Raw genomic sequence first — 12,089 nt, forward strand, 5'->3', positions numbered from 1 at the left:
GGACAATCTATATTTCGGTAACTGGCTGGCATACTGTTTCCACAATTTAGCCCCTATAGCTTTGCGTCTCTGAGTTTCCTCAGATTTGCCTTTTTCGATTTTTTTATATTAAGTACTAAAAAAGCATAACATTACAATTATTAATTTTCAAATATATTTTGTAGAATACCCCCACAAAATGACGAATCAAATCGAATGTTTACAGAAATTTAACATTAGCTAAATAACTTTGTCAAAATATGTAAAAAAAGAGAGAATATCGCGAATGATATTCTCTCCATTATTACCTTTTTAAATTCACTAATTCTTCTAATATCGAATCGGAAACGGTGATGATTTTGGCATTTGCCTGGAATCCACGCTGGGCAGTAATCATATCGGTCATTTCTTCAGATAAATCAACATTTGACATTTCAAGCGTCCCTGAGATAATTTGCGTATTACTTCCATTTGCGAGCAGCGTAGCCATAGGAAGGGAGTCAGCATTAGGTGTTAAAGAATAGAGTGAACCGCCTGCTTTATTTAACCCGCTAGGATTATCAACTGCTACTGTTCCAATCTTAGTACCAGTATCAACACTTGTTCCATCAGGATTCACACCTATAATCGATCCATTTGCATCAATCGCAAACGAGATATATGTATCTGAGATCGTAATCGGCGTCCCAGTACTATCTAATACAAACATTCCGTTCTGATTCACCAATTGATTGCTGCTATCCACTCTAAAGTTTCCTGCTCGTGTTAAAAATTGTTCTCCAGCAGCATTCTCAACCACAAAAAATCCGTCTCCATCCATATAGAGGTCTGTACCAATATACGTGGTCGTAGGACTCCCCGGTGTGTGAATCGTATCAATGCTGCCAACTCTTGTCCCTAAGCCAACTTGAATCGAATTGGTACCACCAGAGGTGGCTGTAGGACCAGATGCAGCCTTAACCGTCTGACTGAAGATATCTTCAAATACAACTCTGCCCTTTTTAAAACCTACTGTATTAACGTTCGCGATATTGTTACCAATAACATCTAATTTTGTTTGAAAACCTTTTAGTCCGGATACACCTGAATTTAATGAACGAAGCATGGTTTGTCCTCCTCTTATTGATTCATTTCCATCGAATGGATTGAACTTGATAGAATTTCTTGATCACCGATTTTAAAGTAAACTTGATTATTCTTATAATTAACCCCCGTAACAGTTCCGCTCTCTTGCTCATTGGTTTCTGGGTTTGTCCAGGTGACCTTATTCCCAAGGACATAAGAATATTGACTTAGGTTATTGCTTGAATTCAAGTAGACTGTCAGCGAGTTATTCAAATTTGAAAGCTGCTCTAATACGCTTAATTGTGCCATTTGCGCCACAAATTCTCCGTCCTTTTGCGGTTGCGTTGGGTCTTGTTGCTGAAGCTGTGTAACCAATATTTTTAAAAATGCCTCTTTTCCCAACTCCTGCTTAGGCAGAGCGCTCGTTGTTGCTGCTGAATAGGAATTAATCGTATTGATGGATGTCATAATTTCTTCCTCCCTTACACGGTTGTATTGATTTGTGAAACCCATCCAGTTTCTGTTATGTAATCGCGATACTCATCTTGTGTTGACAACCGAACTGGTTCACTGCGCTTTCGTGAATCCTGCTGACCCGGTCTTCCATTCGAATCTCCCTTTTGAGAGAATGCTCCCATAAAGTTTAAACTGGTGGAGGTTTGCTGTGTAATATCGATCTTTCCTACTTGCAAACCTTGTGTTTCTAGTGCTGAGCGTAACGCTTGGACATGCGATTCAAGCAATTCCTTTCCTAAGGGCGTACTGGTAAGAAATTCAGCTGTCAACTGTCCATCCTGAATCGTTACCTTAACATCGACCTTTCCTAAATGCTCAGGTGCAAGAGTAAATGCAGCCTCCATTCCATCTTCCATTCCTGTTACATTTATCGACGATATCAAAAACTTCGCCACTTCTTGATCAAATTGGTTAGCGTTTACTGTTTGAATAGTAGGTATTACCTTCTCACTTGAAATAATCGGCTGATTTGTCGGCGTTGAATTGACCATGTTAAAAAAATCCGCCGGAGAGTTTTTGCTGGTTTGGACAGCATTCTGCGATTCATTTTGCCCAGAATCCTCAGTATTTTGGATCAATCCTTCTAATCCTTTAACCTTTTCCTCTATAGCTGTTCCAGTTACATCTGTTACATGGAAAAATGTTGCAGCGTCCGGCTGTATTTCTCCTGTTTTTCCAGCTGATGTCAACGGTTCTTTTACGAACGATTCAGACACAGGGGAATTTACTACTTGTTTCGCTAATATCGGTGCACCATGCGCCTGTGCAAAGGGGGGAATTTCTAATGACATATACTTGAGAACAGGTTCCATTAAAGGATTCTGCTGTTGAATAAGAGGCTGGTTAACCAATCCCAGAGACTCTGCATCTTCTTCTTCCGTTTGCCCAATAAGTTGCAACAACGTATCAAAACCAGTAGCCTGTTCTCCCTCTTTCGCTGCCATTTTGCCTGTTTGATTAATGCCGTTAATTTGTATTCCTGAAAGCTGAATCACGTTCTGCCACCTACTATTCCTAATCTTTCCTTTGCATAATGGTACCCATTAAGCGAGATTACTTCCTGTTGTTAAGGTATCAAAGTATCGCTGAACACCGGTTACCCAGTGATTATTTAGTTGATTGGGGTCATTGTTCGCACCGATTGGAGCATATTTGGCCCCAATTTGAGCAATGGTTAATTTCCCTTGATCTAAATAGTTTTGACGAAGGTTACGGGCCATATCAAAAATGCTCTCTTGAATGGATGAATAGGTTTTTAAACCGTTTTTCCCCATCATGCCAGTCACATTAAATTTAAAGCGAGCCGCGTTAGAAGATCCGTTACCCGTTTCATGGATTGAGATAGCCGCCAGAAGAGCAGGATCAATGTCATACTTTTTACCAGCCTCTGCAAAAAGGTGTCCTGTATTCTGCAAAACTCCCTTGAGATGGGGATTAAGTTCGTCCCCACCTGTCGTTACAGGAGTAATGGATGTATTTGGTAGTGTTCCTACTCCTGTCTGAGAAACAAACGAATTCAAACTAGTCAAGAGCAGAGATGAAATATCTGGATTATTAGAAGATTTCTGATTCAATTCGGTTTGCAACAATACTTGTTCAAGCAATTGCTCGAATGAATTGCTAGTTAGACCTGATAGATTCGAAAGATTCCTTTCCCCGAGGCGCGAAGTATCCATAATGTTTTTTTGAAGTAGCCAATTACTAGACAATGATCCAATATTCATAAGCCTACATACCTCCGCCCATTTGCTGGGATAACCAAGAGCTTTGTGAATTAAACCGAGCCATTGCCTGCTCCATTGCTGCAAATTGGCGATAATATTGTGCCTCTTTCCGATACAGCTTCTCAGTTTGGCGAGTAATATCCGTTTGCGTGTTCGATAATACCTTTCCAATGACACTTTGATCATACTGGCTATTTCCTGTATAACCCGCTTTATTAGTCAACTCTTTAATCCCGTTCTGTATGGTCTCGGAAATTTGATTAATGATACCACTTGTCCCTTTACTCGGATCTCCAAGTTGTGAAAACAGTTTTTCAACTGCATCAGGATCCGCTTGAATGGCCTCTCTTAATTTTGTCTCATCCAAATAAAGTTTGCCTTTGTCCTGATAGCTTTTAGATGAAATCCCGATTGACGAAAGTGAGTTGTAGGAACTGCCATTATCGACAATAGAAGTCATCGCACTCCGCATTTTTACAGCCAATCCAGTTAGAATACTATCACTGCGTAACAGGCCGCTTTTCGCTTTTTCCTCCCACATTTCAATTTGTTTCTCACTCATCTCACTTTTCTGATCTTCCAAAAGAGGCAGGTAATCCCTATAAACAGGGTCACTTACCGCCTTATTAATTTTTTCTAGTAATCCATTATATTGATCAACAAATTCTTTAACATTTTTCATGACTCCGTCGATGTTTTGCGAAACAGTAACCGTGCTTGCCGTTACACTGCCGTTTGCATCTAGCGTTGGACTTTTAAAAGAAAAATTAATCCCCATAATGGTCGCATTATTTGATGTTAAGGTAGTAATTTCATTTCCATTAAAAATGACATTGGCATTTTGACCTGTTGCAACTAAGTTTGTTGTGTTTAGACCAAGTGTATTTTTTAAGAAGACCTGACTCTCAGCACTTGTATTCATACTTAGGTCAATTTTGGTGCCTGCTCCAGTTTCCTTTGTTTTTAACGTAAATTGCTGTAGCGTTGGATCATAAAAAGCCTGCAGTCCTAAGCTTTTCCCCGTACTATCCTTTGCACCATTTATCTTTGCCACTACATCGTTGATCGTATCTGTCGTTTTAACATCGATGGTGACCGATTGAAGGGATGCTGGATTTTCCGGGTCATTATATACATTGATAGCAATCGAAGTATCCGCTGTTAGTTGCCCTGTCCCTTGAACAGAATTTCCAAGTGTCTTTGTTGGATCTAAGCTTACTTTATCTCCAGTAAAAGTGGCTGAACCTGCTAATTGTTTCACCGAAACAGAATAGGTACCTGCTAAGGAGGTGCCTGAAGCTGTGGCTGAAACAGAATTCTCTTGGCTTGAAGTAACATCAAACGTATTATAGGTTTTTGATAGACTCATATTTAAAATCGTATTCGACCGAAACGCTAACAAATCAGCATTCCATTGCCGATATGTATCACTTAACCATGTTTGCTTTTGTTGGTTTTGTTTCAGTTTATTAAGCGAGATACTCTCGGCATTCATCAGCTTTTTAACAATAGTGTCTGTATCCATACCAGAAGCAAACCCTGTTAACCTAGTGATAGAGGAATAATCCACTGCTAATCACCTCACATAAATATAATCTCTATAGTAGTATCGGCAGGTGATGGGAAAAAGGAGAGGGGGTTTTTGAAAAAAAGGAGCGGTTTCCTGATATAGTTGGGATTATTCCTGATATTTTGAATTTTTTCCTGATAAAATGATATTTTTCCTGATATATAAAAATTATTCCTGATATTTTTTTAAAAAAGGAGTTTTCTACTGAAAAGCGAATTATTATGTAGATATAATGAAAGGAGTAGATTAAACTGATTGTAAAAGAACGCTCAAAACCTATCGAGATCATAAAAAATGAGGCGGTCCTACGAAGAATAAGTAAAAACCATCCAAAAAGGCCAGAAATTGAAGCCGATTTAGCGATAAAATGGGCTGGTTATCGCGGGGAATTAATTTCCGATTACTATTTACGCGAATTGCCCGAAAAAGATTATTATATTTTTCATGACCTCCGCTATCCTTCTGGACATTCCCATTTTCAAATTGATTCCCTTATTCTGACCCACTATTTTGCTCTCCACTTAGAAATTAAAAACATCTCCGGCAGCATCTCCTTTAACGAAGATTTCCGCCAGATTATTCAAAGAAAAAACGATATTTTGAAAGCCTATCAAGATCCCATCGCACAAGCAGGCATCCACCAAAGACATTTAAAAAAATTAATGGCAGGCTGGGGGATATCTGATCTTCCAATTATAAATCTTGTCGTTTTCAGCAAGCCATCGACCATTTTAGAGGCTGGAGCCAACCGTGCTCAAATTAGTCGAAATGTTTGTTTTGCATTCGAGCTCGTTGAAAGGATTGAGTTACTTAGAAAGTTTTATCTTGATGAAAAATTAGGATCAAAAGAAATAAAAAAATTATGCAAGAATCTAGTAAAATACCACACAACAAAATGCTATGACCCGCTAAAGTTCTACAATATATCTCCATCAAAAGTGATAACCGGCGTTCAGTGCAAAACTTGTTTCTCTTTTGGAATGCTAAGAAAACACGGTTCCTGGATTTGTCCAAAATGCGGCTGGAAGTCCAAAGATGCACATGTCCAAGCGATTTATGATTATTTATTTCTGTTAGACTCTAAAATTTCTAATCGAAAGTGCTGTGAGTTTCTTCATCTTTCTTCCCCCTTTATCGCCAACTACTTACTATCTACAATGAATCTTTCCCATTCTGGTTTCAATAAAGACAGGTTTTATTTTCTATCAGACTCCTAGGAAAAATGGCCCTAGGGATTCCTAGGGCCACCAAGATTATTTTACTTCCACTGTTTTCTTTGCAACAACTAAATAACCATTATCTAAATAACCACGTAATTCTAGGGTAACTTCGCCTTTTTTCCAATCAAAGTCTTCCCGCTCAAATTTGAAATGTCCTTTTTCTGCTTGCTTTTGCAATCCATTATTTTTCGGATCAGCTTCTACACCATTAAGCGTGACACTAGAAACATCAAAGGTGGATGATTGCAATTCTTTCGGTAATATTGCTTTTACCGTAAAGATTCCTTTGTTTCCTTTAATCACTTTCGGCAATACCTCAAGAGTTACAGGAATAGAAACTAGGAATTCCTTCTCTACTTGAGTTGTCCACCCGGCAGCATCCGTTACAGTAACGAGAAGCTTGTACGCACCTGGTTCATCAAGGACGATTAGATCTCCTTTTTGATAGGTTTTCCCGTTAAACGTAACCTCTTCAATAGCTATCCCTGACAGGTTATCTGCAGCAAGGTAATCAGGTGAGAAAGTTGAGCCAAGCTCCTGTTCAACTTCAATATCAATAGAAACGGTTGGTGCGGTTTTATCAATCTTCACTTCGGCTGTTTTCACTTCTTCTACATTTCCAGCAGCATCAACACTGTAGAAAGATACTTTATTGATGCCTTCTTTCGTAACCGTAAACACTGTTCCTTCCACGAATTCTGAGCCGTTAATAGAATAGAAGGTTTTCGCTACTCCGCTTAGGTCATCAGTTGCAGTTAGTTGGACTGCCACTTCCCCTTGATTCCATTGGTCAGTAACATTTGATGAGGTCTCTGGAGCTGCAGTATCAATCTTCACTTCTACTGTTTTCACGTTTTCTACGTTCCCTGCGTTGTCTACGCTGTAGAATGATACTTTATTTTCACCTTTTTCATTAACGGTAAACGCTGTTCCTTCCACGAATTCTGAGTCGTTAATAGAATAGAAGGTTTTCGCTACTCCGCTTAGGTCATCAGTTGCAGTTAGTTGGACTGCTACTTCCCCTTGATTCCATTGGTCAGTAACATTTGATGTTGTTTCTGGAGCTGTAGTATCAATCTTCACTTCTACAATTTTTACGTCTTCTACATTGCCTGCATTGTCAACACTGTAGAATGATACTTTATTTACACCTTCTCCATTAACCGAAAACGTTGTTCCTTTAACATACTCTGAGTCGTTAATAGAATAGAAGGTTTTCGCTACACCACTTAGATCGTCAGTTGCCGTTAATTCAACTGTTACTTCCCCCTGATTCCACTTATCTGAAACATTCGAGACAGTCTCTGGAGCAACTGTATCAATTTTCACTTTGACTGTTGTCACTTCTTCTACATTTCCTGCGTTGTCTTCACTGTAGAAAGATACTTCACCTACTACCTCATTAACAGTAAACGTTGTTCCTTCTACGAATTCTGATCCGTTAATAGAATAGAAGGTTTTCGCCACACCGCTTAGATTGTCGGTTGCCGTTAATTCTACTGCTACTTCCCCTTGATTCCACTGGTCAATAATATTCGAGGTCGTCACCGGAGCAGTTTTATCAATTTTTACTGCAACTGTTTTTACTTCTTCTATATTACCTGCGTTGTCCACGCTGAAGAAGGAAACTGTATTCACTCCTGGATCACTTACAAAAGCTGTCGCCCCTCTAACATATTCAGAACCATTTACAGAGTAGTATGTTTTTTTAACCCCGCTTAGATCATCCGTGGCCGTTAATTTTACAAGGAAAGATTCCTTCAACCACTGGTCCGTTACGTTCGATGTAGTAACTGGAGGAGCTTCATCAATTTTCACTTCCACTATTTTCACTTCTTCTACATTGCCCGCGTTATCTACACTGTAGAATGAAACAGTAGAAACTCCCGCTTCACTAACAACAAAACTAGTACCTTCAACAAAATCAGAACCGTTAATTGAATAGAATGTCTTTGCAACTCCACTTAAATCATCTGTTGCGGTTAATTCTACAGATGCTTCCTCGCGATTCCACGTATCCACTACATTTGATACAGTTATAGGCGCTATTGTATCAGATTGCTCGACATCGACTGTTACCGAGGTGGATTCGTTGGATTCTTTACCTGTTGGAGAAACCGGAACGATGATATAAGTATGTTCTCCTGGTTCCTGATCTTCTAGTGCTAATTCGGGGTCATTCGTATTCCCGACAAGAACTCGCTCTCCATCAACTTCTTCGTAGACATTATAGGAATCTGCATCCTTAACAGGATCCCAGCTAAGATCAACATCGTCACCATTTACTGTTCCCTTTGGATTCGTTGGAGCCTCTAATACTGGTTCAACATTAGCAGTAACTTGGTTTGAAAATGGTGAATCTCCATACTTACTATGTGCGATTACCTCATAGGTATAGCTGCCATAAGGCATATTGTTAAAAACGATACGGGTATTCGGTGTAGGTTGGACTAGCGTACGTACTCCATTCACTACTTGGTATACATCGTAAGAAGTTGCAAAGTCTACCACATCCCACCATAGAGCAACAGACTTGGCTTCCTGATTCACGTATGCTTGCACGATAGGTGCCAATAATTCAGGATAAACAATGGCAGCTTCTACTCGAGAAGACTGTGCGGATTCACCAAAGCGATCACTATAAGAGGTGATTTCATACACATAGTCACCTTCCGGTAAATTGTTAATCGCCGTATAGGTATTGTTAATGTCAGAAACAAATTTTCGCTCGCCATTTATTACCTGGTACAGCTTATAGCTTGTTGCATATTCTGATTTGTTCCATTTTAAATAAAGAGTATCTACATTTAAGACAGTGCCTGTAAATCCTTCAGGCTTTTGCATATCTGGATGGGTCACTTGTTGTTCCAGCCTAGCTCCCAATGATTCACCAAAACGGTCACTATATGCAGTTACTTCGTAAATATAGTTTCCTTCTACCATATTGGGTAAACTCAGCTGCGGATAGGTTGTCTGTTTAAGTAATACCCTTGACCCATCTATGATCTGATAAACCTTGTAATTAGTAGCATAATCTACTTTACTCCAGCTTAAAGTTCCATCATTTCCATTTGTGATCGATAAATTTAAATTCCCAGGAGCCTTTACATCTGGATGGACTAGATTTATCTCAATACCAGCAGCATTTTCTGATTCCTTAAAGGTATAACTGTAGGACGTTACTTCATAAAGATGGTTTCCTTCTGGTACATTGGTAAGTGTTACATTTAAATTAGTGGTGGAAGTTACGAGCGTTCTCTTGTTATCTTCAACCTTATAAATATTATATTTATTCGCATGGTTAGAGCGATCCCAGCTTAAGGTGACGTCATTACCATTTGCCACGGTATAATTCAGATTAACAGGGGCCGCCATATCTGGATATACAATATCCATTTCAACACGGGAGGCTTGTTCGGATTCTCCAAAAATACTATTATACGTGGTTACCTCGTATACATAGTATCCTTCAGGTAAGGTAGTAAAAGCGTGAGTGGTCTTCTCTGTGGTAGTGACTAAGCTCCTGACTCCATCCACCACGCGATAGATTTTATAATAATGAACATAGCTTGCCGTGTCCCAGCTCAATGTTACATCATAAAATCTTTCTACCTTTGATTGAATATTACCTGGTGCTTGCATCTCTGGATAAATGATCTCAATAGAAACTGGTTGAGAGAGGGGTGATTCCGATCCACTTACAATGGATGAAACAGCGAATGAATAGGTTCCCTCTTTTAAGGATATAAACGCTTTGTTAGTAGTTGGTTGTGACGTCAGCGTTTTCGTATCACCGTCCATTCTATAGACTTTATATCCGGAGCTGTAAGGCACAGCATCCCATTCGATCACAGCACTGCCTGGATAACGTTCATAGATTTTTAGATTAGCAGGCGCCTGTGCCTCTGCAGCCAACACACCTATAATAGGAAAGAATAGTTGAACGATCAGTATGAAGCTAACAATGATTGGGAGTGTTTTAATTTTTCTCAATAAAACTCCCCTCCTTTTATAAAAATAGTTTTAAAAAAGAGATTTAAGTTCCCTTAAATCTCTTTTTTAGATATTAACGAAGTAATTGAAGTACTGCTTGTGGCTGTTGATTCGCTTGAGCAAGCATTGCTTGAGCTGCTTGAGAAAGAATATTATTCTTTGTGAATGTCATCATTTCTTTTGCCATATCAACATCACGAATACGTGACTCAGCAGATGTTAAGTTTTCAGCCGTTGTACTTAAGCTGTTGTTTGTAAATTCAAGTCTGTTTTGCACCGCACCCATTTTAGAACGCTCAGCAGCAACAGTTTCAATTGCTGTGTTAATCGCTGTGATCGATGTGTTAGCTGCAGCTTGTGTTGAAACGTCTGCACCACCAACTTTAAGTGCATCTCCATCGGTTAATGCTACAGTTGCTGAAAATACTGTCGAACCGTCAGCTCCCTTGAATGCAATTCCATCAGTTGTACGTGCTACTACTTCCCCGTGTGTATCTAGAAGAACATTATCTGTTGCATCGAATTTATAAGAACCTGCTTCAAGTCCGCTATTAACGAATTGTGCAGTTGCTTTCACATTTGTACCATCGTAGCTTAACGTACCAGATTTAACGGATTGGCTAAATGTAAAGGTATCATCTCCAGCTGTTCCATCAAACGCTTTGGTAGTATATGTTAAGCCATCCGCACTTGAGGCTACCACTTTTCCATTTTCGTCTTTTACTTCATAAGTGGCTCCATTTTGAGAAACACTGTAAGTTCCAGCCTTTAATGTATCCCCTGTCGTAGGGCCAGCAGTAACCGTGCTAGATTGTTCTATTCCAACCTTACCTGCAACACCTAGGCTGAATGACTGGGCATCACCAATCTGAAGGCTCATGTTTTGGTCTTGGTTTGCACCAATTTGGAATGTACCGTCAAAGGAACCATTTAATAATTTTTTTCCATTAAATTCTGCAGTTGAACCGATACGGCCAACTTCTTCAGCTAGTGTGTCAATTTCTGCTTGAAGTTTTACACGGTCAGAAGATGTGTTGGTATCGTTGGCAGATTGAACAGATAGTTCACGCATACGTTGTAAAATTGAATGTGTTTCATTTAAAGCACCTTCAGCCGTTTGAAGTAAAGAAACACCATTTTGTGCGTTCTTCTGTGCCACTTCTAGTCCGCGGATTTGACCACGCATTTTTTCAGAGATTGCTAGACCTGCTGCATCGTCACTTGCACGGTTAATACGAAGACCAGATGATAATCTTTCCATGTTTTTCGCTGCTGCATTGGATCCAGCATTTAATTGACGATGTGTGTTGAGTGCTGCTACGTTTGTGTTAATTCTCATTTTATGTGCCCTCCTATTTTTGAGGAATAATTTCCCTCTCTGCTTTTATGTATCGACAGGAGTTAGGTGGGTGTAGAGGGGAAAACTAAAAAACTTTTTTATTTAAGGGACATTTTTCTTCTCTGGTTTTCCAATGCAACGATTTCTTTAATCAATCGGTTTTCATCTTTAGTTGATAGATTTAGAAATTGTATGCCGTATAAAAAACTGTTTCTATTAATTCTTTCGATTTTCCGAACGATTCGCCCATTTAATGAAAAAGCCTCTTCATTGAGGTAAAAATGAACCCTTACATATACGTTTTGTTTTAAAGTGAAATCAAGATAAGAAATAATTCCAACTCCACCTGCACTTATATCCACTATTTCACAATAATCATGCTGATTAACATTGATACTTCCTACTTTGAGAACTTCCAGTAGTGAATCTTTCATATTTATTCGGAGTCTAAAATTATCTCTCCGATTTACCTGCTTTTCCTCCACTTTTTTGGAATTTCTTTTTATTGTTTCCCTTTTATGGATAACTAAATAAAAGATAAAAGAAACTAGGACCACCATTGCCACTGCTAATAAAATATTGAACTGGAACTCTTCCATGTTATTCCCTCATATCTTTTCTAATGTAGATGTTGATCATTGCCTTTTAATAAAACAAGACATCCCCACCTTATTTTTAAGATG

The 12,089-nt window shown here is 39.0% G+C and carries 9 protein-coding genes and 1 riboswitch; of the genes, 1 reads left to right on the top strand and 8 read right to left on the bottom strand.

The window, feature by feature from the left end:
- Positions 1-13 precede the first annotated feature (13 nt).
- Positions 14-100: riboswitch (cyclic di-GMP riboswitch) on the bottom strand.
- A gap of 183 nt (positions 101-283) precedes the next feature.
- The 5 genes from TR08_RS12210 to fliD are packed head-to-tail and all read right to left on the bottom strand — an operon-like array spanning position 284 to position 4,854.
- Complete coding sequence (locus tag TR08_RS12210; RefSeq protein WP_045518443.1) at positions 284-1,084, bottom strand: flagellar hook-basal body complex protein; 801 nt, start codon at positions 1,082-1,084, stop codon at positions 284-286.
- Positions 1,085-1,098: 14 nt separating this feature from the next.
- Positions 1,099-1,512 (bottom strand): flagellar hook capping FlgD N-terminal domain-containing protein, encoded by a 414-nt coding sequence (locus TR08_RS12215; RefSeq protein ID WP_045518444.1) that lies wholly within the window; start codon positions 1,510-1,512, stop codon positions 1,099-1,101.
- A 14-nt stretch (positions 1,513-1,526) separates the two neighbouring features.
- Positions 1,527-2,555 (bottom strand): flagellar hook-length control protein FliK, encoded by a 1,029-nt coding sequence (locus TR08_RS12220; RefSeq protein ID WP_045518445.1) that lies wholly within the window; start codon positions 2,553-2,555, stop codon positions 1,527-1,529.
- Positions 2,556-2,603: 48 nt separating this feature from the next.
- A complete protein-coding gene (locus TR08_RS30285) occupies positions 2,604-3,284 on the bottom strand; it encodes a glucosaminidase domain-containing protein (RefSeq protein WP_052427440.1) in 681 nt (226 codons plus the stop codon).
- Between the two features lie 4 nt (positions 3,285-3,288).
- Positions 3,289-4,854 (bottom strand): flagellar filament capping protein FliD, encoded by a 1,566-nt coding sequence (gene fliD / locus TR08_RS12230; protein WP_045518446.1) that lies wholly within the window; start codon positions 4,852-4,854, stop codon positions 3,289-3,291.
- A 362-nt stretch (positions 4,855-5,216) separates the two neighbouring features.
- Between fliD and TR08_RS12235 the strand changes: the two genes are divergently transcribed.
- Entirely contained in the window at positions 5,217-6,071 is an 855-nt protein-coding gene (locus TR08_RS12235; RefSeq protein WP_274521004.1) for a nuclease-related domain-containing protein, read from the top strand.
- A 36-nt stretch (positions 6,072-6,107) separates the two neighbouring features.
- Here TR08_RS12235 and TR08_RS12240 read toward each other — a convergent pair whose 3' ends face one another.
- The 3 genes from TR08_RS12240 to TR08_RS12250 all read right to left on the bottom strand — a co-directional run bounded on the left by TR08_RS12240 (position 6,108) and on the right by TR08_RS12250 (position 12,005).
- Complete coding sequence (locus tag TR08_RS12240) at positions 6,108-10,067, bottom strand: OmpL47-type beta-barrel domain-containing protein (protein WP_052427442.1); 3,960 nt, start codon at positions 10,065-10,067, stop codon at positions 6,108-6,110.
- Between the two features lie 73 nt (positions 10,068-10,140).
- On the bottom strand, positions 10,141-11,406 hold the full coding sequence (locus TR08_RS12245; RefSeq protein WP_045518448.1) for a flagellin N-terminal helical domain-containing protein: 1,266 nt from the start codon (positions 11,404-11,406) through the stop codon (positions 10,141-10,143).
- 98 nt (positions 11,407-11,504) lie between these two features.
- Positions 11,505-12,005 carry a PilZ domain-containing protein gene (locus TR08_RS12250; RefSeq protein ID WP_045518449.1) on the bottom strand — a complete coding sequence of 167 codons (501 nt, stop codon included), beginning with the start codon at positions 12,003-12,005 and terminating at the stop codon, positions 11,505-11,507.
- Positions 12,006-12,089: the final 84 nt, after the last annotated feature.

The sequence above is a fragment of the Neobacillus niacini genome, assembly GCF_000759675.1.
GTDB lineage: Bacteria > Bacillota > Bacilli > Bacillales > Cytobacillaceae > Neobacillus > Neobacillus niacini_A.